This is a genomic window from Hydrogenophaga luteola (genome assembly GCF_042648585.1).
GTDB classification, from domain to species: Bacteria; Pseudomonadota; Gammaproteobacteria; order Burkholderiales; family Burkholderiaceae_C; genus Hydrogenophaga; species Hydrogenophaga luteola.
Genome location: NZ_JBHRXX010000001.1, coordinates 78,282 through 102,062 on the forward strand (window position 1 = coordinate 78,282; position 23,781 = coordinate 102,062).

The 23,781-nt window shown below is 62.2% G+C and carries 24 protein-coding genes; 12 read left to right on the forward strand and 12 right to left on the reverse strand.

Annotated features, from left to right (window positions below):
- The first annotated feature begins 2 nt into the window (after positions 1-2).
- A complete protein-coding gene (locus ACFOPI_RS00340) occupies positions 3-449 on the forward strand; it encodes a nuclear transport factor 2 family protein (RefSeq protein ID WP_382169629.1) in 447 nt (148 codons plus the stop codon).
- 3 nt (positions 450-452) lie between these two features.
- Here the strand turns inward: ACFOPI_RS00340 and ACFOPI_RS00345 are convergent, their stop codons facing one another.
- Positions 453-1,067, reverse strand: a complete 615-nt coding sequence (locus ACFOPI_RS00345; protein ID WP_382169631.1) for a glutathione S-transferase N-terminal domain-containing protein — start codon at positions 1,065-1,067, stop codon at positions 453-455.
- A 112-nt stretch (positions 1,068-1,179) separates the two neighbouring features.
- On the opposite strand from ACFOPI_RS00345, the gene purB reads away from it, so the two are divergent.
- Together purB and ACFOPI_RS00355 are read left to right on the forward strand one after the other, a co-directional pair.
- Entirely contained in the window at positions 1,180-2,595 is a 1,416-nt protein-coding gene (gene purB / locus ACFOPI_RS00350; RefSeq protein ID WP_382169633.1) for an adenylosuccinate lyase, read from the forward strand.
- A 219-nt stretch (positions 2,596-2,814) separates the two neighbouring features.
- Positions 2,815-3,582 (forward strand): MBL fold metallo-hydrolase, encoded by a 768-nt coding sequence (locus tag ACFOPI_RS00355; RefSeq protein WP_382169635.1) that lies wholly within the window; start codon positions 2,815-2,817, stop codon positions 3,580-3,582.
- On the opposite strand, the gene ACFOPI_RS00360 is transcribed toward ACFOPI_RS00355, so the two are convergent.
- Positions 3,579-3,998, reverse strand: coding sequence for a DUF3717 domain-containing protein (locus tag ACFOPI_RS00360; RefSeq protein WP_382169637.1), 420 nt, complete (start codon positions 3,996-3,998; stop codon positions 3,579-3,581). The genes ACFOPI_RS00355 and ACFOPI_RS00360 overlap by 4 nt on opposite strands.
- Before the next feature lie 344 nt (positions 3,999-4,342).
- Here ACFOPI_RS00360 and ACFOPI_RS00365 point away from each other — a divergent pair, with 344 nt between their 5' ends.
- Together ACFOPI_RS00365 and ACFOPI_RS00370 are read left to right on the forward strand one after the other, a co-directional pair.
- A complete protein-coding gene (locus tag ACFOPI_RS00365) occupies positions 4,343-5,098 on the forward strand; it encodes a TerC family protein (protein ID WP_382169639.1) in 756 nt (251 codons plus the stop codon).
- Between the two features lie 79 nt (positions 5,099-5,177).
- Complete coding sequence (locus tag ACFOPI_RS00370; protein WP_382169641.1) at positions 5,178-5,528, forward strand: phage holin family protein; 351 nt, start codon at positions 5,178-5,180, stop codon at positions 5,526-5,528.
- Here the strand turns inward: ACFOPI_RS00370 and ACFOPI_RS00375 are convergent.
- Complete coding sequence (locus ACFOPI_RS00375; protein ID WP_382169643.1) at positions 5,511-7,079, reverse strand: M48 family metalloprotease; 1,569 nt, start codon at positions 7,077-7,079, stop codon at positions 5,511-5,513. The two genes, ACFOPI_RS00370 and ACFOPI_RS00375, sit on opposite strands and share 18 nt — an antisense overlap.
- Positions 7,080-7,140: 61 nt before the next feature.
- Between ACFOPI_RS00375 and moaC the strand changes: the two genes are divergently transcribed.
- The 7 genes from moaC to ACFOPI_RS00410 are packed head-to-tail and all read left to right on the forward strand — an operon-like array spanning position 7,141 to position 13,751.
- The gene (gene moaC / locus ACFOPI_RS00380) at positions 7,141-7,653 is read left to right on the forward strand and encodes a cyclic pyranopterin monophosphate synthase MoaC (protein WP_382169645.1); all 513 of its coding nucleotides are present in this window, start codon (positions 7,141-7,143) and stop codon (positions 7,651-7,653) included.
- A gap of 53 nt (positions 7,654-7,706) precedes the next feature.
- Positions 7,707-9,014 (forward strand): hypothetical protein, encoded by a 1,308-nt coding sequence (locus ACFOPI_RS00385; RefSeq protein WP_382169647.1) that lies wholly within the window; start codon positions 7,707-7,709, stop codon positions 9,012-9,014.
- Positions 9,014-9,658 (forward strand): YidC/Oxa1 family membrane protein insertase, encoded by a 645-nt coding sequence (locus ACFOPI_RS00390; RefSeq protein WP_382169649.1) that lies wholly within the window; start codon positions 9,014-9,016, stop codon positions 9,656-9,658. The genes ACFOPI_RS00385 and ACFOPI_RS00390 overlap by 1 nt, the downstream gene beginning before the upstream one ends.
- Before the next feature lie 12 nt (positions 9,659-9,670).
- Complete coding sequence (locus ACFOPI_RS00395) at positions 9,671-11,725, forward strand: hypothetical protein (RefSeq protein ID WP_382169651.1); 2,055 nt, start codon at positions 9,671-9,673, stop codon at positions 11,723-11,725.
- A 24-nt stretch (positions 11,726-11,749) separates the two neighbouring features.
- Complete coding sequence (locus ACFOPI_RS00400; protein ID WP_382169653.1) at positions 11,750-12,511, forward strand: class I SAM-dependent methyltransferase; 762 nt, start codon at positions 11,750-11,752, stop codon at positions 12,509-12,511.
- Positions 12,508-13,107 (forward strand): HAD family hydrolase, encoded by a 600-nt coding sequence (locus ACFOPI_RS00405; RefSeq protein WP_382169655.1) that lies wholly within the window; start codon positions 12,508-12,510, stop codon positions 13,105-13,107. Before ACFOPI_RS00400 ends, ACFOPI_RS00405 begins: the two co-directional genes overlap by 4 nt.
- Entirely contained in the window at positions 13,083-13,751 is a 669-nt protein-coding gene (locus tag ACFOPI_RS00410) for an NTP transferase domain-containing protein (RefSeq protein WP_382169657.1), read from the forward strand. Before ACFOPI_RS00405 ends, ACFOPI_RS00410 begins: the two co-directional genes overlap by 25 nt.
- A gap of 129 nt (positions 13,752-13,880) precedes the next feature.
- Here the strand turns inward: ACFOPI_RS00410 and ACFOPI_RS00415 are convergent, their stop codons facing one another.
- From ACFOPI_RS00415 to ACFOPI_RS00455, 9 genes are all read right to left on the reverse strand, one after another.
- Complete coding sequence (locus ACFOPI_RS00415) at positions 13,881-15,287, reverse strand: sulfatase-like hydrolase/transferase (protein ID WP_382169659.1); 1,407 nt, start codon at positions 15,285-15,287, stop codon at positions 13,881-13,883.
- Positions 15,287-16,711 carry a sulfatase-like hydrolase/transferase gene (locus tag ACFOPI_RS00420; RefSeq protein ID WP_382169661.1) on the reverse strand — a complete coding sequence of 475 codons (1,425 nt, stop codon included), beginning with the start codon at positions 16,709-16,711 and terminating at the stop codon, positions 15,287-15,289. The genes ACFOPI_RS00415 and ACFOPI_RS00420 overlap by 1 nt, the downstream gene beginning before the upstream one ends.
- Positions 16,711-17,496: a TfpX/TfpZ family type IV pilin accessory protein gene (tfpZ, locus tag ACFOPI_RS00425; protein ID WP_382169663.1), complete on the reverse strand. Its 786-nt coding sequence runs from the start codon at positions 17,494-17,496 to the stop codon at positions 16,711-16,713. Before tfpZ ends, ACFOPI_RS00420 begins: the two co-directional genes overlap by 1 nt.
- An 87-nt stretch (positions 17,497-17,583) precedes the next feature.
- Positions 17,584-18,132, reverse strand: coding sequence for a pilin (locus ACFOPI_RS00430; RefSeq protein ID WP_382169665.1), 549 nt, complete (start codon positions 18,130-18,132; stop codon positions 17,584-17,586).
- 232 nt (positions 18,133-18,364) lie between these two features.
- Entirely contained in the window at positions 18,365-18,916 is a 552-nt protein-coding gene (locus ACFOPI_RS00435) for a pilin (RefSeq protein WP_382169667.1), read from the reverse strand.
- A 188-nt stretch (positions 18,917-19,104) separates the two neighbouring features.
- Complete coding sequence (locus ACFOPI_RS00440) at positions 19,105-19,908, reverse strand: 3',5'-cyclic-nucleotide phosphodiesterase (protein ID WP_382169669.1); 804 nt, start codon at positions 19,906-19,908, stop codon at positions 19,105-19,107.
- A gap of 35 nt (positions 19,909-19,943) precedes the next feature.
- Positions 19,944-22,163 (reverse strand): CHASE2 domain-containing protein, encoded by a 2,220-nt coding sequence (locus ACFOPI_RS00445; protein WP_382169671.1) that lies wholly within the window; start codon positions 22,161-22,163, stop codon positions 19,944-19,946.
- 88 nt (positions 22,164-22,251) lie between these two features.
- On the reverse strand, positions 22,252-22,872 hold the full coding sequence (locus tag ACFOPI_RS00450; protein ID WP_382169673.1) for an FHA domain-containing protein: 621 nt from the start codon (positions 22,870-22,872) through the stop codon (positions 22,252-22,254).
- Positions 22,873-22,911: 39 nt separating this feature from the next.
- Positions 22,912-23,700: a Stp1/IreP family PP2C-type Ser/Thr phosphatase gene (locus ACFOPI_RS00455; RefSeq protein WP_382169675.1), complete on the reverse strand. Its 789-nt coding sequence runs from the start codon at positions 23,698-23,700 to the stop codon at positions 22,912-22,914.
- Positions 23,701-23,781 lie beyond the last annotated feature (81 nt).

Below are 23,781 nucleotides of genomic sequence, written 5' to 3' on the forward strand. Positions count from 1 at the left end.
GCATGACCCCATCGACCGACCTGCGCGAAGCCGTCCAGCGGCTGGCGGACTTTTACGCGCGGCTGCAGCCGCAGGACCTGGACCGGCTGGACCGCTTCTACACGCCCGACGCGCGCTTCAAGGACCCGTTCAACGAGGTGCGCGGGCTGCCCGCCATCCGCCGCATATTCGAGCACATGTTCGCGTCGCTGCACCAGCCGCACTTCGTGATCACCGGCCAGCTGGTCGATGGCGAGCAGGCCTTCCTGGTCTGGGAGTTCCGCTTCCGCATGCGCCGCTTCGACACCACGACCGAACAGGTGGTGCGCGGCGGCTCGCACCTGCGGCTGGCGCCGGACGGCCGTGTGCTCGACCACCGCGACTACTGGGACGCGGCCGAAGAACTGTACGAAAAGCTGCCCGTGCTGGGTGCGCTGATGCGCTGGCTCAGGCGGCAGGCCACCCGTTGACGGTCAGCTGGGGCGCGTGTCGGCAAAGCTCTGACGCAGCGCCAGCTTGTCGGCCAGGCGCGCCAGGTTGGGGTGCGTGGTGCGCCACTCCAGCTGCGGGAAGCGGAAGCTGAGGTAACCCAGCGCGCATCCCACGGCCAGATCGGAGAGGCTGAGGTGGATGCCCGAGCAGAAGGGCTTGTCGCCCAGGCCGCGCGCCATCGCCACCAGCGCGGCGTCGACCTTGGCCATCTGGCGGTCGATCCAGGCCTGGCTGCGCTGCTCCTCGCTGCGGCCGGGCCAGGTGGACTCCAGCCGCGCCAGGATGGCGGCGTCCATCACCCCGTCGGCCAGCGCCTCCCAGGTCTTGACCTCGGCGCGCTCGCGGCCCGAGGGCGGGATCAGCTTGCCCACCGGCGAGAGCGTGTCCAGGTACTCGACGATCACGCGCGAATCGAACACCGCCTCGCCGCCTTCCATGATCAGGCAGGGCACCTTGCCCAGCGGGTTGGAGGTGGCAATCGAGGTGTCGGCCGACCACACGTCTTCCTGGATGAACTGGTAGTCGAGCTTTTTCTCGGCCATGACGACGCGCACTTTGCGGACGTACGGGCTGGTGACGGCGCCGATGAGTTTCATGAGGAGTGGAGTTGTGGGGGTCCCTGGGCAGGCCATTTTAGCGAGCGCCTCCACCGCCCGTGGCGGCCTGGGGGATCGGCCGGGCGCCGGACCCGCCTTCTACAATCCATGGATGCGCCCGACCTCTGCCCCACCCGCCGCTGCCTCCGGCAGCCTCACCCCCGTCTCCGCCCTCTCGCCGCTGGACGGCCGCTACGCCGGCAAGCTGGCGCCGCTGCGCCCGTTCATGAGCGAACAGGGCTACATGCACCGCCGCGTGCAGGTCGAGATCGCCTGGTTCATCGCCCTGTCCGACGCCGGCTTCGACGAATTCCAGCCGCTCTCTCCCGGCGCCCGCACCTACCTGATGGGCCTGGTAAAGAACTTCTCCGAGGCCGATGCCGTGGCCATCAAGGAGATCGAGAAGACCACCAACCACGACGTCAAGGCCGTCGAGTACTGGATCAAGTCCAAGTTCGACGCCCGCCCCGAACTGGAGAAGGCCGCCGAGTTCGTGCATTTCGCCTGCACCAGCGAGGACATCAACAACACCAGCCACGCCCTGCAACTCAAGGGCGGCCGCGACGCCGTGCTGCTGCCCGCGCTGGACCAGGTGATCGCCCGCCTGCGCGAAATGGCGCACCAGTTCGCCGACGTGCCGATGCTCAGCCGCACCCATGGCCAGACCGCCAGTCCGACCACGGTCGGCAAGGAACTGGGCAACGTGGTGGTGCGCCTGGCCGGCGCACGCGAGCGCATTGCAGCCGTCAAGCTGATGGGCAAGATGAACGGCGCCGTAGGCAACTACAACGCCCACCTGAGCGCCTGGCCCGACTTCGACTGGGAAGCCTTCAGCAAGAAGGTCATCGAGACGCCCGAGCCGCTGGGCCTGGGCCTGACCTTCCAGCCGTATTCGATCCAGATCGAGCCGCACGACTACATGGCCGAGCTGTTCGACGCGATCGCGCGCACCAACACCATCCTGATCGACCTCTCGCGCGACATCTGGGGTTACGTCAGCCTGGGCTACTTCAAGCAACGCCTGAAGGCCGGCGAGATCGGCTCGTCGACCATGCCGCACAAAGTCAACCCGATCGACTTCGAGAACGCCGAAGGCAACCTGGGCCTGGCCAATGCCGTGCTCAAGCACCTGTCGGAGAAGCTGCCCATCAGCCGCTGGCAGCGCGACCTGACCGATTCCACCGTGCTGCGCAACATGGGCGTGGGCCTGGGCTACGCCGTGCTGGCCTACAGCTCGCTGATGACCGGCCTGAACAAGCTGGAACTCAATGAAGAGGCCCTGGCCGCCGACCTGGACGCCGCCTGGGAAGTGCTGGCCGAGCCGATCCAGACCGTGATGCGCCGTTTCGGTGTGCAAGGCGCCTACGAGAAGCTCAAGGAAGTCACGCGCGGCAAGACCGTGACCGCCGAGGCGCTGCACGCGCTGATCCGCAGCCTGGAGATTCCTCAGGCCGAGAAAGATCGCCTGCTGGCCATGACGCCGGCCAGCTACGTCGGGAAAGCCGCCGAACTGGCGCGCCGCACGTAATTCTTTTGCATAAATCTGGCCGGGGCCGGGCACCAGTTGTCCGGCCTTTTTGCATTTTGGGCGGACAACCCCCCGAAGTTGTGCGGTTTTTCATGCACAGTCTGTGACGCGTTTGACATATCGCAACCGGCACTTGGATGCCCCTGCATAAAGTCCGGCGCTTGTTTCTCTCTCAGCCACCGCCCGACGCAGGGCGCAAGCGCCCCAGGAGCCCCGGCCATGGCCATTGAACTGTTCAACCAGAACGGGCACGTCTGCCTGATGTTTGCCCACCTCAGCGACGAGGGCGGCGAAGCCGTGCAGGCCAACCAGTTCCTGATCATCGATGGCGACCAGGGCGCCATCATCGACCCAGGCGGCAACATGGCCTACAACGAGCTTCTGCTGACCATCGGCCGCTACTTTCCGCCGAACAAGCTCACCGAAATCCTGGCCTCGCACGCCGACCCGGACATCATCGCCTCGCTGGACCGCTGGATGACCAGCACCCAGGCCACGCTCTATATCTCCAAGCTCTGGGAGCGCTTTGCCCCCCACTTTTGCAAGCCGGGCAAGACCGCGGGCCGCATCATCGGCATCCCCGACCCCGGCATGCGCATCAAGCTCGGGCGCAGCGAGATCGTCGCGCTGCCGGCGCACTTCATGCACGCCGAAGGCAACTTCCAGTTTTGGGACCCGGTCAGCAAGATCCTGTTCTCCGGGGACCTGGGCGTGTCGCTGGGCACCTCCAAGGAAGCTGGCGAACCCATCACCAGCCTGGCGCCCCACCTGGCCCGCATGGAAGCCTTCCACCGCCGCTACATGGTGTCGCAGAAGATCCTGCGTCTCTGGGCGAATATGGTCCGGGACCTGCCGATCAAGATGATCGTGCCGCAGCACGGCGCGCCGCTGGCGGGCGACGCGGTGAAGGAGTTCATCGGCTGGATCGGCGACCTGACCTGCGGCATCGACAACGTGACGCAGGCGAACTACACGATCCCGGCCTAGCCCGCTTTCTCTTCGATCGCCCGCTCGGCGTAGCGGTTGAAGCGCCAGGCATCGCCCTGCAGGGTGATGCGCCGCCACACCCCCCGTTTTTCGGCCGGGCTCATGGCTGTCCAGTGCTGCACTTCATCGAAACTGCGGCCGCAACCCTTGCACACCTCGTCGCCCTGGCTGGTCGAGCAGATGGCGATGCAGGGCGTGTCCGGCGTGGTGTCGAACCAGGACAGCCAGGCCTGGCGGGCCGCAGGCGGCAAGGTCGCCTCGTCGGTCTCGGTCTGCCGGTGGTAGGTCATCAGCGCGTAGACCTCGGCCAGAGCACGCAGGGGCAAGGTCAAAGGCGCGGCTGCGTCAGGCGAGGGAGAGCGCTCACGCCAGTAGTTGATCGCTGCCTCGATGTCGGTGATGTGGATGCCGGCCATGGGACGGCGATGATACGGTGTGGAAAGTGCTTACCGGCCGCCAGGGTCGAATGGAGGGACGCACCGCTACAATCGCCGGACTCGAAGGGGAGTAGCTCTCCGGGAGGGAACCGCGCTCGGCGCACCGTTTCAACCCGTTCGGGTCGTCGTCAGGACGAAGCACACGCTTCCGGCGATCCGAGCCCGGTGTCCGCCACCGGCCTGAGCAAGACCTTTGGACTGTCCCCGCGGACCGATCTAGGCCTCACTGCCCCTTCGCGCCGATGCAAAGCATCCGGTGCCGAGGGTTGGTTTGCGCCGGAACCGGACTGTCAGGGGCCCATCACCACACAACGAGGCATCCAATGGATTTCCTGACTTCACCCGAGTTCTGGGTCGCTCTGGGACAGATCATCATCATCGACATCCTGCTCGGGGGCGACAACGCGGTCGTGATCGCGCTGGCCTGCCGCAAGCTGCCGCCTGCGCAGCGCACCAAAGGCATCATCTGGGGCACGGCGGGCGCCATCATCCTGCGCGTGGTCCTGATCGCGTTCGCCATGACGCTGCTGAACGTGCCCTTCCTCAAGCTGGTCGGCGCCATCCTGCTGGTCTGGATCGGCATCAAGCTGATCGCACCCGATGAAGACGGTCACGGCGACATCCAGGGCAGCGACAAGCTGTTCGCCGCCATCAAGACCATCATCGTGGCCGACCTGGTGATGAGCGTGGACAACGTGATCGCCATCGCCGGCGCCGCACAGAACGCGGGTGAGCACTCGCTGCTGCTGGTGGTGCTGGGCCTGCTGATCTCGATCCCGATCATCGTCTGGGGCAGCACCCTGGTCATCAAGCTGATGGCCCGCTTCCCGGTGATCATCGTGGCCGGCGGCATGCTGCTGGGCTGGATCGCCGGCGGCATGCTGGTGACCGACCCCGCCTTCGTGAACCCGGACAAGTGGACCTGGATGCCCAAGCTGGGTTCGGTGGACGGCCAGGGCCTGGCGGTCATTTCCGACACGCTGTACTGGACCGCCCACGTCGCTGGTGCGCTGCTGGTGCTGGCCATCGGCAAGTTCGTGGCCTCGCGCCAGAAGCCCGCGGAAGAAGCCGGCGCCTGATCGGCCGAGCTCTCAACGCCCCGGGGCGGCCTACCGAAAGGGGGCCGCCCTTTTTCATGGCCGGTGCTATGCTGGCCGCATGAAAACACTCGTGACCTGGCTGCTTGCCGCCTGCGCCTTGCTTCTGGTGGCCTATCTGTACCCCGGTGTGCAGGTGCAGAGTTTCACCTCGGCCCTGATCGCCGCCTTCGTGATCGGGCTGTTCAACATGGTGCTGCGCCCGGTCCTGGTGGTGCTGACGCTGCCGGTCACGCTGATCACGCTGGGCCTCTTTCTGTTCGTGATCAACGCACTGCTGTTCTGGGCCGCGGCCAGCGTGCTGGACGGCTTCCACGTCAACGGTTTCGGCGCCGCGCTGCTCGGCTCGCTGATCTACTCGGCAATCATGCTGGTGGTGGACGCCGCGGTGAAGTCACTCCTGTCGCGCTGAGTCGCGCAGCAGCTCCTCGACTTCACGCCGACGCACATCGACGATGGCCAGCTCCATCGGGTCGGCGTTGCGTTCTGCCGGCGGCAGCATCTGGGCGGCGCGCAGGCGGTCGAGCGCCCCGCCGTAGTCCATCTGTGCCGCCCGCGCCTCGGCCTCCGACCGCACCGAACGCAGGCGCTGCCCCAGCGCGGCCTGCACCCGTGAGAGCGTCTGCCAGGCTTGCGCGTCTTTCGGCTGTGCCACCACCCAGGCCTGCAGACGGGCGGCGGCGCCGACGAGTGCGCCCTGGCTGGTCAGCGCCGCCTGGGCCCCGAACAGCAGATCGGCCCGCGTGCTGCCGGCCAGTGCCTGGTCCCGCAGTGTGCCCAGCGAAGCGTCGTTGAGCGCACGGGCGTTCGGCCCGATCAGGATTTCCAGCTGAAGCAGGTCCCAGGCCCCCTGGGTACCCGGCGCGGCGGCGGCACGGGCCTGGCGCACGATGGACAGCGCCTGCGCCGACTGCCCGAGCCGGTGGGCCGAAAGGGCCGCCGCGTACTGGGCGGCGGGCGCTGCGTTGGGCGCCTGTCCGGCCTGCAGCCAGGCACGCTGGCGGTCGGGCCCGTTCTCCGAAAGCACCCGGGCCCGCGCTGCCATCAGCGCGTGCAAGGCCTTGGGCGGCGATGCCGCCGGCCCGGTGACCGGAGCGCCGACGCGCGGACCGGTCGGTGGCGCCTCGGCCAGCGGCACCCGGGCCCGCATGTCGGCCATGCGCTCGCTGGTCAGCGGGTGGCTGCGCAGATAGGGGAACGAGCCATCGTCGTTGAGCCGCGCCGCCTGCTGCAGCTTCTCGAACATGGTCACAAAGCCCAGGGGCTCGAACCCGGCGCCGGTCAGCACGCCGAAGCCGACGCGGTCGGCCTCGCGTTCCATGTCGCGCGAGAAGTTGAGCTGATTCTGGATCGCCACCGCCTGGCTGCCGGCGATGGCGGCGTTGGCCACATCCACATTGGCCCGCGCCGCCAGCACCCCGAGGATGAGAGCCCCCATCAGCCAGGGCGCGGCCTGGTCCTGTTTGGTGAGCATGCGCGCGATGTGGCGCTGCGAAACGTGGCTGAGCTCGTGCGCGAGCACGCTGGCCAGCTCCGCAGACGACTCGGTCGCTGCCACCAGCCCCAGATGCACCCCGAGATACCCGCCAGGCAGAGCAAACGCATTGACCCGCTTGTCGCGCGAGATCAGCAGTTGCCAAGCCAGGCGCTCCGACAACTCGGGCGGCACATCGCCCCGGGCCCGCGCCGCGCCCAGCAAGGGTTGCCAGAGCGTCTGCAGGTAGTCGACCAGTACCGGGTCGTCCAGATAGTCCGGGTCGCGGTAGAGGTCGCGCGCGATGCTGTCACCCAGCCGCCGCTCGGCTGCGATGGACATGCCCGCGCCGTCGCCCAGCGACGGCAGGTTGACGCCGGACTGCGCCTGCGTGACCGCAGAGGGCGGGAGCAGCAGCGCGGCGGCGAGCACGGCGACAGACCAGCGGCGGGAAGACGGCGACAGCGGGGTGCGGGCGTGGAAAACCATCCCCGTATGATGCCGCCAAGCCCCAGAGGTTTCTGTAAAGACCGCGCAAAGAACCGCCGCCATGACCGACACACCCGCTCAACCCGCCAGTCCGCTCACCCACTTCGACGCCCAGGGCCAGGCCCACATGGTCGACGTGTCCGCCAAGGCCAGCACCCACCGGGTGGCCATCGCGGAGGGCCGTATCACCATGCTTCCCGCCACGCTGGCCCTGATCCAGAGCGGCACAGCGAAAAAGGGCGACGTGCTGGGCATTGCCCGCATCGCGGGCATCCAGGGCGCGAAGAAGACCAGCGACCTGATACCCCTGTGCCATCCGATTGCGCTCACCAGGGTGGCGGTGGAGTTCGAGGTGGACGAGGTTTCAAGCAGCGTACTGTGCCGCGCCACCGCCGAATGCACCGGCCAGACGGGCGTGGAGATGGAAGCCCTGACCGCCGCCAGCGTGGCACTGCTGACGATCTACGACATGTGCAAGGCTGTGGACCGCGGCATGACCATCAGCGGGGTGCGGCTGATGGAGAAGCGGGGGGGGAAGAGCGGGAGTTTTGTGGCGGAAACCAACAGCCAATGAACCTGCGGCGCACGCTGGCCCAGGTCGCCTGAACACGCTTTCCATAGAACTGTATGCACCAGCCCCCCCTTTGGCGACAGCACCGCTCGCACGTCCTGTTGGCAGCGGTGGCCCTGGTCTTGTACTCGTCTCCGGCTGCTGCCTACATCGACCCCGGCACAGGCAGTGCGCTCTTCTATGTGGTCACGGGACTGGTGGTTTCTGTCTACTTCGCAGTGCGTGGCATCTACTACCGGGCGATCGACTGGTTCTTTCGCGTGCGGCGCCGGGATCAACGGTGCGAGATCGCGATTCACTGCGAGGACCCGCGCTATGAGATCACATTCCTCCCGATCGTCCGTGCGCTGGATGCACAAGGCATCGAGGTAACCTTCTTCACGATGTATCCCAGGGATACCTCCTTCGAAGCCCTCCCCAACCGAACGGTGCATCGCGCCATCCCTGAGGGAATGATGGGCTACGCCTACCTCAACAACATCGAGGCCACGCTCCTGGTGACCACAACACCGCAGCTGGATGTGATGACCTTCCGCCGCTCGCGGCGTGTCCGGCACTACGCCATGGTGCAACACGCGCTGGGAGAGTCCCGCTTCGTGCGCCCATACGCCTACGACCACTTCGACTCAGTACTGTGTTGCGGCCCCATTGTGAAAGCCAATATCCGGCGCATCGAATCAATCCGACAGGCAAGCCCGAAGAACCTGCTGGAAACCGGAATTCCGCACTACGACGAAATGACCAAGGCTGCACGGCAAGCACCTCCTCTCGAAGGGGAGCCCGTCGTGCTGATCGCCCCGAGCTGGGGACCGTTGAGCATGTTCGAGGCGTTTGGAACCGGCTTTGTGAAAACCATTGCCAGGCGCTTCCGTGTGATCGTTCGCCCCCACCCCCAGATGAGAGTCTCCCAACCAGAGCTCTACAGCGAGATTCTCGGACTGGACGGCGTCGAGGTCAGCACGGACAGAACACCCGTGTCGGCGCTGTCGAGTGCCCACATTCTTCTGAGCGACATCTCTGGCATCGCGCACGAATTCGCGTTCATTTACGAGCGCCCAGTGGTGGTCATTGATCGTCAGATGAAGACGGGAGGACTGGAGGGCGAGCTGCTCGGTGGCGACAGCGAACTCAAGCAACAGTGCCGCGATTTCATCGTCCCGGTGCAACCCACCGAGATCGACCACATCGCGGATCATCTGGAAAGGGTGCTGCGCTCGCACTCTGTCGAAACACTGGAGAAAGTGCGCAGCCAGCTGGTCTACAACTTTGGGCAAGCGGGCAATGTGGCAGCACGCCAGCTGGCAGAACTCTACGCCGTCGAAAAGACTGGCGCATCGATCAGCACACGCGAGGTTCGTGCGTGATGTTCGAGATCCTCGACATCCTTTTCCTGCAGCCACTGATGGTGATTTACCGGTGGCTTTTTGACGCAGTCCCCGGGCTCGACTCAGGCCCGAGAATCATCGTTTTTGCGCTTCTGCTGAACCTGCTGCTGGCACCGGCCTACCGGCAGATGGAGGCCCGAGCAAAGGCTGGACGGGAAAAACTCGCCGCGATGAACAAGGAGGTTGCGCGCATGAAAGCCAACTTTCAGGGTCGCGAGCGCTACTTCTACATCCGTGCCGTCCACCGGCAGTTTGGGCACCATCCCATTCACGCCCTGTTCTCCTCCAACGAACTGCTGCTGCAGATTCTGGTGTTTGCGACCGTGTTCCAGTTCCTCTCCGGTTCCCACTTGCTGAACGGCCACGCATTCGGACAGATCAGCGACCTGGGCAAGCCCGACGGCCTTCTCGGTGGCCTGCATCTCCTGCCCTTGCTGATGACGGCCATCAATGTGCTGTCGGTGACCTACTACGTGAAAGACAAAGGGCAGCGCGGGCAGGGCATTGCACTGGCGCTGGTCTTTCTGGTCTTGCTGTACGCGAGCCCCTCGGGCCTCGTGCTGTACTGGACCATCAACAACCTCTGGTCCTTGGTCCGCAACATGGTCGCTCGGCGACGCTGAACAGTACATCCGATGGAAGCTCTGGTTGTCTTTGTTGTCGGGTTCTTCATCGTCGCCACAGCGACGACTCTGCTGAAACGGACGGGTTCGGGCGAGCACGCGGGCGTCGTGTTCTCTCTTCAGGTGAGCCTGCTGTTTCTCGTGGCAAACCTGTCCCTTTGGCACGAGTGTTCCGTCGGGACGATTGTCGCGTCAGGGCTGGCCTCGGTCCTGGGCTGGTATGTGGCGGACAAACCGTCCCACAGCGCGCTGGCGGTTTTCGTGGGCCGATACAGGCTTGCGCTGTTCCTGTTGTCCATGTTTGGCATTGCGCTGCTGGTTCTGGTCGCCATTCCCATCACCACCTTTCTGACTTCACCGGGAGAGCTGGGCATCCACCTGGATCGGTTGCTCAAGGTGAATGTGCGGGACGTGATGGTGATTGTGTACAGCGCGGCATTCATTTACCTGTTGGCCGCTGTCCCTGGATTGCGCGCCGCCATGGCGGTGGTGGCCACCGGCGCGTTCTTCCTTGGCTGGATGTACGCCTTTGTGCTGCCGTTCGGTTACCCCATGCTGACCGGGCTTGCGTTCGAGCAGCTTGCGCGCCCGCTGCAGGATATCTTGCTCAGAAGCGCCATGGATCTGGTGGTCGTACTCGCGGTCGCGTTTGCGCTGCGGTACTGCTGGCTGCGGTTTGGCTCTCGATCGGTTCTGGGCGCGGTCATGATGGCCAACGTTTCAATTGCCCTGGCCGTAGGCTTCAGTGCGTCCCGCGATCAGGTGGGTCTGGCCGGAGACATCAACGAAACACCAACGCACTCCAGGCCCATGGTGTTCTCTCGAACACAGCCGAACACGCTGTTCATCTTTCTCGACCGCTTCATGGGCTCTCATGTGGAATCGGCCCTGAAAGACGAACCTCAGCTCGCAGACCGCTTGAGCGGGTTTACCTGGTACCCACGCAGCGTCTCGGCCGGTGAGAACTCGATCGCAGGCGTCCATCCCCTGATGGGTGGCTACGACTACCTTCCCGTCGAAATGAACGCCCGGGGCCGACCGCTGAAGGACTTGTCGGTTGAGGCCTTTTCCATCCTCCCTCGCAACTTCGCTCAGAAGGGATACCGCACAAACGTGGTCAACCCCCGGGGACTGGGTTTCACCATGATGGGGGACTGCAGCTTTCTGAACTGGGACGGTGTGGTCTGTTCGCACATCCCCGCAGGTGTATCGCGACAGAAGGCCCAGCAGATGGGCTTTCCGGTCCACGCACTCGCGGAGGCCAACTACGCCAACCTGTTATCGCTGCTGGGTGCCATGCGCGTCGCGCCGTATGCCATGAAGGAGGCGATCTATGCCAAGGGCCCGTGGCAACCTTTTCTCGACCATTCAGCGGGTACCACGTTCCGAGAGTGGGCTGAGCTCGATTCTCTGAAGGACCTGACGGTGGTCGATGACGCTGCACCTGCCTTCAACGTGATCACCAACATCCTGCCCCACGAGCCCTACTACATGGGTCTCGACTGTCTTCCCAAGGCCACCCAGCTGAATGTGTCCACCGAAGAACTCCAGAAGCTGGGTCACAAGAGCCTGTTCTCTCTCCAGCACGCCAACACCGCCCGGTGCGCACTGCGACTGGTGGCCCAATACCTGGATCATCTGAAAGAGGCCGGTGTCTACGATCAGACAACCATCGTCATCGCGTCAGACCACGGCATTGTGGGATCGGTGCAGGACAGCTCCAGCCGAGCGGTTGCGGGGGGAGCCACCGACAACACCTATGTCAGCGTACGCCCCCTCGTGATGGTCAAGGACGCGGGCGCCAAGGGTGCAATGAAAGTGTCCGAAACGTTCATGCCCAACGCTGAGGTGCCAATCATCTTGTGCAGGTCCATCGGTGGATGCATCAACCCATACTTGGACAACAAGCCGATTGCGACCGATGGACGCGACGACCCGTTTCCCGTGTCGCTGGTCCCCTGGCAGTTCAGCCTTCAGAAACCCGATGCCTTTGTCGTTAGGAAACAGCTGATGCTCACAGGCAAGGACCCCTTCAACCGCGAAGGATGGAGCAGCTCCGCTCCCTGAGTCGCACAACACTCACTACGAATCATGAGCCGTATCTTTTCCGACGACCAGAGCAGCGATCCTCCCCGGATTGATCGCTCGAAAGTAGGTGACTTCTTTGCTGAGAGGGCCCGCCGTATCGAGCGCGTAGGCCCAGTAAGGGCTGTCATCTATCAGGACAAGCATGCCGACCTTGCGGAACGCCGCGACGAGGCGGAGAAAGCCTGTCTGCTACCCCTACTGCTGCTGGACGGTTCCCAGCGGGTGCTGGATGTCGGTTGTGGCACTGGCCGCTGGGTGGGCAGCCTGCTAGGTCAGTGCCGTGCCTATCACGGCCTGGACTTCAGCAGTGATCTGGTGGCGTACGCCAGGTCTCGATACGGCGCGGAGAGCACATGCAGGTTTTCCGTCGCATCAATGGACGATTTTTCTCTGGCGTCGCTCGGGGAGGGTCTTCCCTTCGATCGCGTGCTGTGTGCGGGGGTACTGATCTATCTGAACGACGACGAACTCTTGCGCGCCCTGAGCTGCGTGGCCGACGCTTTGGCACCCGGCGGGAGAGCGGTTTTTCGGGAGCCGGTGGCCCAGGGACAGCGACTGACCATCAAGGACCATTTTTCCGAAGAACTGGAGCAGGACTACCACGCGATCTACCGCACAGACAGCGAACTGCGCACCTTCATGGCCCAGGCGATGGGAGTCCAGGGTTGCCAACTCACGGACAGCGGGGATGTCTACGGTGACCAGACACTGAACAACCGGGCAGAGACCCGGCAGCGGTGGTTGGTGGTGGAGCGCGCCTCATGAGTACGGCCTTCTGCTTTGACTTAGACGGAACGCTCACCCGAACGGAGATCCTCCCCTGCATTGCCTCCGAGCTGGGCATCTCTCAGGAAATCGCGACGCTGACACGCATCACGATGGAAGGCCTGATCACTTTTGAGGAGTCGCTGGCGCTGCGGGTTGCGATCCTGGGCCGCGTCCCTGCAAACAGGGTGCACTCCATCATCGCCGACATACCCATGGACGAGACACTTCTCGCATTCGTTCGAGAGCGGTCGGACTCATGCTTTGTCGTGACAGGCAACCTGGATCTCTGGACTCGCCCTGTGGTTGAGTCGCTCGGTTGCTCAGGCTACTTCTCTTCGGCCAGTCTGGTGGATGGTCAGGTGCGCCTCGACAACATACTCAACAAGGGCGATGCCGTCGACCATCTCCGGGCGCTGGGCCACTCCCGGATCATCGCCGTGGGTGACGGCTCCAACGATGTCCCCATGCTGCGCGCAGCCGACGTGGCCATCGCCTACGGTGGAACGCACAGCCCGACCGCGGCAGCCATCGGTGCTGCCGACTACGTGATTCATGATGGAAAGACTTTATGCAGCCTGTTGACTTCGCTGTGATCGCCGCCGCTGGTCTTGGCTCCAGACTGGGATACGGCATCCCCAAGTGCATGCTGGAGATTGGCGGAAGCACGCTGTTGAGCAAGCTCATCGACACGCTGACCCCCTTGGTGCGGCGAATCCATGTGGTGGTCGGCTATCGCGAGGAGATGATCGTGGACCTCGTTGCGAGGAGGCACCGAGATGTGGTGCTGGTCCGGAACCCCCAGTTCCGAACCACCAACACGGCGCAGAGCATGGCACTGGGCGCGCGTGGTTGCCATGGGAAGGTGCTGTTCCTTGATGGAGACCTGCTGATTGAACCCGAATCGCTCCAGGCTTTTGTCACCGAAGCCGCGTGCCATCCGCTGCTGATCGGTGTCACTCCCTCGAGCAGCGAGAACGCGGTTTACGTAACCACAAGAACCCAGGCTCGTGGGGAAACGCTGGTGACAGGTTTCACCCGCACGCAGGCGACGCCGCTGGAGTGGGCCAATGTGTTTGCAGGTCCGGCAGACGCCCTTGACGGAGAGGTTCGCTACGTCTTCAACCGACTGGAGCAGCAACTGCCAATCCCCTGCTCAGAGCTGAACCTTCGGGAAGTGGACACCGTCGCCGATCTGTCAGAGGCCAGGCGATTCGATCTTCACTTAAGAAAGCAGTAGCGCCAGGGCAGCCCCACAGAACGACCCAATATCGCTTGCATGTCACAGCCCTTCTGCATTGATACACGACAAGAACGTACGGCTTGCGAGTAGCTCCGGTGTCCGGACCGGACCGAAGGACAGAAACCCTCATTGCACTGTGAAATGAAGCATCGGCACCTGTTCCTGCTCGAACCTGGCACGAGACGCTGAGTCGTTGAAGATGGGCGCATGGTCCCCCACAACGACCACCTCCACTCCCTTGAGAGATTCTGCTTCGGCCAGTTTGGCCAAGCCCTCAAAGAACTGCACATGCAGGTTCTGGTATCGACATAGCTGGTCGCTGTGTGCGTCGCCGAACGCGCTGCGACACATCGCGTCTCGGTAGTTCGCCACGTCGCGTCGGTCGTACGGTATGTGCGAGTTCAAACTCAACCAGTAGAGAAAAACTTTCTCATGGTCCAGCTTCTTGCGCACCACATCCAGAAGGTGACGGTCGCAGTAGCCTGGGAACGAGTAGCACTGTGTTCCTTCAAATGGCAGGTTCTCCCTGAAGACGAGGTCGTCGAAGCCGATGACCGGGTACCAGTCCACTCTGCGGTACATGGCGCCGAAGGCCGCATGCAGCGCCACTGTCCTGTATCCCTGCTTGGCGAGCTTGGCTGGCAGGCACTCGCCAACAACCTCTGGCGTCATCCGCTGAAAATTCAGACGCGTCGGGATACGTCCACAAAGCTCGCGCAACTCCCCTGCCGCCGTCGTTCCGACAGCATTGATACTTCCCACCTGCAGGTCATGCACGTGCGCACTGCTGCGCAATGCCGAAATCTGCTGCTCAAGCACAACTGGCTGATGAGGTTTCCCCCAAGATTCGGCGATGATGAACAGGATACGCGGCGATCTGGACTGCTCGCCCAACATCAAACTGGCTGCCGATGGATGAGCAACCGGAAGGTATTCAGCATCCTCGGCATCGGCGCCAATGTGCACATGCCGCCTGCGGTTCTCCTCAAGCACTTGGTGGACGAAATGAGCCGAACTGCCAAACAACAGCCGGTCTCGCTCAGCGAATGGCGGCGAAAAAAAAGTGGCACCAGCAAACGACAGCTGCCATTGAATCAGCAATAGTCCTGAGGCAAAAAGCCAGAGCCATCGCCAACGCACGCCTTTCAAACTTCCCGCCGCAGCCCAGAAGCCTGCCGCAGCGATCACCGCCAGCGCAGCGAGCATCACAAGGTAGGTCCCCTTTGCCTCCAGAAGGTACCCGGCCATGTCTCCCACTTGAGCGATGTCGATCAAGCGAAAAACAGAGGTGGCGCCAAGGGTCAATTCCAAGCAGACCGCGACGAGAAAAGCCAAAACACCCAATCCCTGCCATCCCGCCATAAACAGGAGCATGGCGATCAACATTTCAGCATTCAACAGGTAGCGCTTGAAGCCGAAATGCAGTGAAATCCACTGAAAGAGCAAGCCCAGAAGAAGATAAGCCGCCAATGCAAGCAGGCCCCTCACACTTGGGGCCTGGGCGTACTGGGCGCGCGCGCTGGGCGACCCCATCACTTCACTGTGAAATGCAGCACGGGAACCCGCTCACGTTCAAAGCGCTCACGCGTCTCGCCATCCAGAAATATTGGCGCGTGATCCCCAACCACCACAACCTCCACACCTCGCAACGCGTCATCCTTGATGAGATGGGCCAGCCCGTCAAAAAATTGGGCGTGTAGGTTTTGATAGTTGCAGAGCATCTCATTGGTATTTTCTCTAGAAAATTCACTGCAAAGATCATCACGATAGTGCGATATATCGCGCCGATCATAAGGAACATGGGTATTGAGGGTCAACCAATATACAAACACTTGCTCATTTTTCAGTTGATCCCGCACCACCGGAAAAATATTCCGATCGCAATATCCTGGAAAGGAATAACAGTTCGACTCGGACGCAGGCATGTCGTTCTTGAAAAACATTTTTTCAAACCCAAGCACGGGGTACCATCGGCTTCTTCTGTACATGCCGCTGTCAGCGCCATGGACTGCGACCGTTCGATACCCAAGAGCCTTCAATTTCTTGGGAAGGCACTCCCCAACCAATTCGGATGACATTTTTCCAAAATTCATCCGACTGGGTATCAGGCCACATAACTCGCGCAACTCGCCTGCAGCCGTTGCTCCTCTTGCATACACGCTCTTCAGCTCCAGATCCTGCACATGAACACTGTTGCGCAGGGAGAGAATCTGCTTCTCCAGAATGTTCGGGTCCCTTGGCAAGCCCCATGCCTCGCTGATCACAAAGAGAATTCTCCGGGAATCTGGTGCCCCCCCCCACATGACTCCATCTGCCGCCGAAGGGTGCTGAATCTTGTGATATTCAACGTCAGGATTGCCATCGACCGCCTGCTTGACTCGGTTCAGATCCAGCGTATTCTTCAGCAGGAAGGAAGCGCTTCCAAACAACAGAGCGTCCTGGCTGGCAAGAACTGGCGTGAAAAAATCACCCCGCTCTTCGGAAACCGACCACTGCCCGTAGGTCAATCCGACAACGAACACCCCACCAATCAACGCCATTCGACTAGAGCGAACACCTGAAAGCAGCGTACCCGCCACCCAAAAACACCCCACAACCAAAACGAACGAAACGACAAACCCAAATATATCTTCAGGGCGCGCAAGAAGCGCAAACTCTGCCATGTCCAACGCCTCCCGGATATTCATAAAATGAAACAATCCGGTCAGCCCAAGAACTATTTCCAATACCAAGCCGACAAAAAAAAGAAGCAGACCAGACCACCGGTATCCAAGCGCAAAGACGACAACGGCCGCCAGCAGCTCGAAGCCGAGAAAATAGCGCGTGTATCCGAAACGGAGTGCCACATACTGGAAAATGCCGTTCAAAAAGACGAGAGCAATGACCGCCAGCACGATCCTGAGCCAGCCTGTCTTATACCAAGCGGAACGGTTCAATAACGGGGATTGCAGGTTCATCAAAAAAACCCATCAAATGGCAGGATACCGACAATTTCTCCATCTCGACGCAAAACGGCCACCGCATCGTGTTTGGCACGAACGGGCAGAAAGCGCAAACCGCTTTGTTCTTCGTGAGTGTCAGTCAATGCAGACAGCTGCTCAGCAGCGGCCTTAGCCGCTGGATATCTGGACACCAGAACGTCCAGTGTCCGTCCGGCAGACACCGCTGCGGCTCGAGCCTCTTCATCGTACGGAACCCAGAACTTCGGGCGCTGACTGTTGTCGATTCCCTGGAGAATCGCAGCATTCAATGCATCGGAGCGCTCTTCCGGTGTACGCGATTTTCGCACTGCAAGCAGCATGGGCCCATTCATGGGCAGACGCTGAAACATGGGCAGGGCCTGAGGCAGCTCGTCTTCCACCACCTCTGCAAAAGAAACCACTCGAAAGCGATCAAATTCGAATGCAAGCGCGACTGGCCGCCCCAGGTACACCGCGTGAAGCCCATACGACAAGGCCAGTACCTGAAGGAGCGCAATGACCGCAAGATCCCGCTTGAGATGACGCCAGCCTTTTGAGCGGTCAAAAACGACAAATGTCAGAAGTGGCCCGAGCACGACATCCACCATCATGACAATCAGGAAGAGGTCTGTTCCCCCTGCCAACATACGGTAATCAGCCGGGTACCAGAAGCCGAATACGAGCACAGCCAACACCGAAGCCACGGATGCAGACAGCACCAGATGCACTCCTGCTGCCTTGGCTCTGGTGCCCAATGTATTGAGAAAACGCGAGTCAGTCATTCGCACACACAAGCAACAACAAGTCCAGTCCCCCAATCCTACGCGAACCTCACACTTCCCTGAAATTGTGCAACGACGATGCAGGCGTCATCGACATTCGGTAGGCGCAAACCGGGAGGGCAGCGCATTGGCGGGAATACTGATGGTCATTCCCCTGGCTGTAGCTACAGTATTTGCAGAAGATGCGCAGGCCCAGTCGACGGAACCGGTCTCGCCGGAATAGGTTGAAGACAGCACGGTGTCGAGCGCCACAAAATCACTGCCAACAGATACAAAAGGCTTGAGCATCATCACCGAATCATCAGGAATTGCACCGACGTTTTGACGATTGAAGGTAATCGATATTTCACCGGTTGTCGCATCAATCTGAACACCACTCACGTACTTACTCGTAAGCCCATTGCTTCCATTGGCCTCATTGTAGGAGCCAGCCACAGCCGCCAACTCAGTCTGTGTCAATGCAGCAGTGGCCACCGCCTGCTTAGCATCGGAAGCCAGTGAAAGCCCCTCGACAATGCGTGAACGGATGGTGTAGTCTTGGTATGCAGGTAGCGCAACAGCCGCCAAGATGCCAATGATCGCAACCACGATCATCAATTCAATCAGCGTGAATCCTCGATGGTAGTTGGAATTCATTTGCACCTCAAAGAATGTATTTTCGTGATTCCAAAATAAGCAGGTTGCATGCCAGGCGCTAAGACTTCTCCAAAGAGATACGTCATTCCATCCGCAAGCAGTTCATTAATCCCATTGACGCTCTCACACAATCGACAGGCTCAGTATCGACTTAACTCATCAGAAACTGACAAAAAAAGGGGCACCGCAGTGCCCCCTTGACATCAGTCAACCTGAGATCAATGTGCTTCTATCAGCGGCACTCGCTGGGCGCGAACTTGGCAGGCAGAGTACCCGCCGTGAGGCCGGTGGCCATGCCACGAGCCGTTGCCACGGTATTGGCAACCGATGCGCAGGCCCAATCGATGGCACCGGTCTCGCCGGAGTAGCCGGCACCCAATGCGGTATCGAGCGCCACGAAGTTGCTGGTGCCCACGGACATGAAGGGCTTCAGATTGAGTGTCGCGCCGTCGGGAATGGCACCCACGTTTTCCCGGTTGTAGGTCACCGTGATCTCACCCGTGGTGGCATCCATCCGCACGCTGGACACATACTTGCTGGTCGCGCCCGTGCTACCGCCTTGCGCGTTCCACGAAGTGGCCAGTGCTGTCAGCTCGGTCGCGGTGGTCGCGCTGGTGCCGATCTGAGTTTTTGCATCGGCGGCAACCGACAGACCTTCAGTGATACGGGCGCGGATCGTGTAGTCCTGATACGCCGGCAGCGCCACCGCAGCCAGGATACCGATGATGGCCACCACGATCATCAGTTCGATCAGGGTGAAACCTTTTTGCAGGGAACGCTTCATTGAAAAACTCCTTGGAGGGGGTTGTGGGTTGAGGACGGGTGTGTCATCGCATGGAGCGTGCCAACCCGATTTGCCCTGCTTTTTGCGTGCTTTTTCACGCACCGCCCCCGACCAGTGACGATTTGTGTCCTCTGTCGCCGGCAGTCACTGACAATTTTTGTCACCCGCCGTTCGCGGGACAAAATTTGTCAGAGGTCGAAGGTCTGCCCAGCGCTGAGCCAGCGGATGTCGTGGCGCACGTCATCGGCCCGGTTCGGCGCGTCGTCGAAGCGGCGAATCTCTTCCATGATCAGCCCGGTCTCGGCCGGCTTGGTGTGCGTGATGTAGATCGGGAAGCGGCGGCTGCGGTCGATCTGGTCCAGTTCGTCGGCCAGCGAGCTGGGCGCCAGGTGCAGGCTTCGCTGGGCCAGTTCGCGCTCGCGGTCGCTGAAGGCGGTCTCGATGATCAGCATGGCCACATCGATCCGGTTGACGCGCTGCCAGAACGCCGGGTTGCGCTCGGTGTCGCCGCTGAACACCCAGTGGCCGCTGGGGCTGTTCACCGCGTAACCCACCGCGGGCACGGTGTGCACCGCCGGCAGCACTTCGATGTCTTTGCCCCCCACGCACAGCAGCTCGCCCACGGTGATCGGCACGAAGCGCATCAGCGGGGTCTCGGCACTGGGAATGGTCGAAAAATCGGGCCAGATCAGGTTGTTGAAGATGTGCACCTTCAGCGCGGAGATCGTGCCTGGAAGGGCGTGCACCACCAGCGGCGCAGCGCCGGCCGCCAGCCGCCGCGCGGCCACCGCATCGAGCATCAGGGGCAGGCTGGCCACGTGGTCAAGGTGGGAGTGGGTGAGCAGCACATGGTCGACCCGCGCCATTTCGTCGAGGCTGAGGTCGCCCACCCCGGTGCCGGCGTCGACGAGCACGTCGTCATCGAGCAGGAAGGAGGTGGTCCGGCAGCCTTGCGAAATGGCGCCTGAGCAGCCCAGTACGCGTACCCTCATCAATGTTCCAGGAGTTGGTGGCCCGTTCGGGCGGTTTATTTGGTGTCGAACGCGGTGGAGCCGTCCCAGTCCGGGGGCGGAGGCTCGACCCGCATGGAGACTACCCGTTCGGCGTAGAGCCGGTAAAGGACTTTTTTGGCATTCTTCCGCTGCAGCTTCTCCAAATGAGCAAGGCAGCGGTCCCAGTTCTGTTGGCGCCAGGCCTTCAGGGCCTGCTCCCATTCTTTCAACTCGTCTGAAAGTTCCGGCGTCAGCTGATCAGCAGCGCACAGCGGCGTGTGGATGGCCACGGCCTGTGCCTTGCCCTTGACACGCACACGGTCGAGCTCCTGCCAGACAAAGTCGGGCGCCTGGCGGCGCGTGGATTCGCTGGCCACCACATCGACGCCGTACACACGGGTCAACCCCTCCAGCCGCGCTCCGAGGTTCACAGCGTCGCCGACCACTGTGTAGCTGCGCCGCACGTCCGAGCCCATGTCGCCCACGCACATGTCACCGGTGTTCAGGCCGATGCCCACGCCGATGTCGGGCAGATGTACCGCCGCGCGCTCGCGGTTGATGGCCGCGATCTCGGCCGCCATGTCCAGCGCAGTCAGCACGGCCAGTGCGGCGTGCCCCCGGGTTTCGACAGGGGCTCCCCAGAAGGCCATCACGCAATCGCCCATGTATTTGTCGATGGTGCCGCGGTGCTGGCGAATCACCCGTGTGAGTCGGCTGAACACGGTGTTGAGCAGCGCTTGCAGCCCCGTGGGCGGCATGGTTTCGGCGATGGCCGTGAAACCGCGCATGTCGCAGAACAGCACGGTCAGCTCCCGGGTGCTGGCTTCCATGCTGTAGCTGTCGGGGTCCCTGACCATCTCGTCCACCAGCTCCGGCGGGACGTAGGTGCCGAACAGTTGCGCCAGCTCCCGCTTGGCCCGGCTTTCCACCAGGTAGCCGTAGCTCATGTTGATGACGAAGGTAAGCCCAGCCATCACCAGGGTTCCGGCCATGGGAAGTGCCAGGCCGTGGCCCAGGTACAGCCAGGTGTTGAGCCCCGCCACGGCGGCGAATACCGCCAGACTCAAGCCTACGGCACCCGCTGCGCCCAATTGGGGCAGTCCGAACGCCAGCACCAGACCAGCCACCAGCAGCACGACCAGTTCATACCCCGCGGCGTAGTCGGGCCGGGCGATCATGCGCCCATCCATCAGCGCCGTCAGTACGTTGGCGTGGGTTTCGACACCGGGATAGGCCTCGCCCACGGGTGTGGCGCGCAGGTCCAGCAAACCGGGTGCGGTGGTGCCGAGCAGCACGATGCGATCCCGCAGGACCTCGGGCGCGACCCGGTTGGCCAGCACATCGGACGCCGAAACATAGCGGAACGCCCCTCCCTGAGGACCTCCAGGCCCGCGGAAAGGCACTAGCACCGCCAATCGGTCATCCACCGGGATCTCCAGTGTTCCGCCTTCCTTGCGCAATGCGATGCTGTGGGCCAGGTCATAGCGGTCGCCCACCGGCGGCTGTGGCGGATAACGCGGCTCCACCGTCGGCATGCCGGTGATCGTCCGGAACATCGCGAGGGACAAGGATTCGTAGTAAGCCCCGTCGAGCTCGGCCAGCAGGGGAAGGGAGCGGACCATTCCGTCGTCACCGGGTACAGCATTGAAAAACCCCGCCAGCGGCGCCGCAGCCGCCAGGCCAGGCAGATTGGCGCCGTAGCCCGTCCACTGTGTGGCCCGAAGAGTACGCCCCCCCAGGTCGCTGCGCCTGAGCACAGGCTCGGGCAAGGCCCCGGACCTCCGCCCGCCGGATTCGTTGCTGAAATAGAAACCCATCACCACCGGCCGCCCGCGCAGGGCATCGGCCAGCTGCCGGTCGTGGTCCAGCCCCTGGCGCAGTCGTGTGAGCGCCGCTGAATACGCTGGAAGATCTTTCAAGTCCTCGCGAGCCAGCCGCTCCAGTTGCGGCAAACCGGTACTTGCGTCGGGCTCGGCAAACACCGTGTCCATGCCCAGCAAGGCGATCTGGTGGCGATCAAACAACGTGTCCACCAGCTCCGCCACGCGGTTCCTGGGCCATGGCCATTGCCCCACTTCGGCCAGGCTCTGTTCATCGATGTCCACGATGACGACCCGCTCGTCCAGCGTGGCCGGCATCGTCCAGCGCAGGCGCGCGTCGTAGATCTGGTCGTCGAGCCGCAGCAGGCCGTCCATGGGCAAGATCCCCAGGACATGCAGCACGCCCAGCAACAGCGGCAACAGGGAAACGGCCACGCGCCGGCCATGTCTGCTCAAGGCCTGCATGGAGCGTTGCATTGGAGACGGGGCGCCAAGAACCCGGCGACGCCCGCAGACAGGCCCGTCAGGCCTGGACGAACTGCATCTGGGTGCCGGCCAGCTCGATCAGGTCACCGTTCTGGAGGTTCACAGCCTCCGTGGTCAGGGGCCTGCCATTCACCGTGGGCTTGACTGCCCCCTCCACCAGCGCCACGACGAAGCCGTGCGGACGACGGGTGATGGCCGCCACAGCAACACCGGGCTTGCCGATCGTCGTCACCACCTTGACCAGGGGCACCTCGCGGCCAGCGGCCGCGCCGGACATGACCCGGATGGAGGCATCTCCCACAGTCGAAGACTCGGATGCCACCACCGCACCCGAATTGATCACGGTTGTTTTTTCCTGCTGATCAGAGGCTCCGTCGTGGAAGAACTTGATCTTGTACTTGCCGATCTCGACGGTATCGCCGTTCTGCAGCTGCTGCTTCTTGATCGCCTTGCCGTTGACGTACGTTCCGTTGGTGCTGTTGAGGTCTTCCAGAAACACATCCGCACCCGACATCTGCATGACGGCGTGTTCGCCGCTGACCGCCAGGTTGTCGATCACGATGTCGTTGTACGGCCGACGGCCCAGCGTCGTGCGATCCTTGGTGAGCTGCACTTCCTTGATGACGACGCCGTCGATGGAAACGATCATTTTCGGCATGGCCGACTCCTCTGGAACCTAATAACTAATGCCAATTGTTTACGGCTGCCCCAGCATACGCGACAACAGGCCCCTCTTGACCGGTTTGGCGCGGGCCTGGGCCAGTATCACCGAAATATTATCGCGGCCCCCGTTGACGTTGGCACAGTCGACAAGGTTGCGTCCTGTGGCCTCTAACCCTGCGTCTTCCAGCAGGATCTCAGCGATGCGTTCATCGGGCACCATGTCGCTCAGACCGTCGGAACAGAACAGGTAGACGTCGCCATCCTCGACCCGGAATTCGTTGACCTCCAGCAGCACGGTGTCTTCAACGCCCAATGCCCTGGTCACCAGATTCTTGTGGGTGGCAAATTGCGCCTGCTCCACCGAAATCAGCCCGGCGTCGATCTGCTCCTGAAGCAGCGAATGGTCGCGGGTGATCTGCTGCAGGACCCCACCGCGCAGGCGGTAGCAGCGCGAATCGCCCACGTGCCCGATCATGGCGCGGGCGCCCTGAAACACCCCCATGACCAGCGTGGTGCCCATCCCTGCGTACAGCGGATTGGAGTTGGCCGCATTGAAGATCGAACGGTTGGCGTTGTCGACACAGATCTCCATGGCCCGCTTGAGTTCGCGCGCATGCGCCTCATGACCTCCCTCGGTCATCCAGCGGCCCAGTTCGTTGTGAATGAATCCGGTGGCCATGGCACTGGCCACTTCGCCAGCGTTATAGCCACCCATGCCATCGGCCAGAACGACCACCTGGTTGGCGGGATCAAGCGCGACCGAGTCTTCGTTGTTTTCACGAATCAGGCCGGGATCTGTCTGGCTGTAGTACTCGAAGATCATGTAGATCGGTTTTATAGCTTGAAACAGATTCCGCGACAGTTGCCCCCTGAGACATTTGTCACACTTTGAAGACAGTCACCC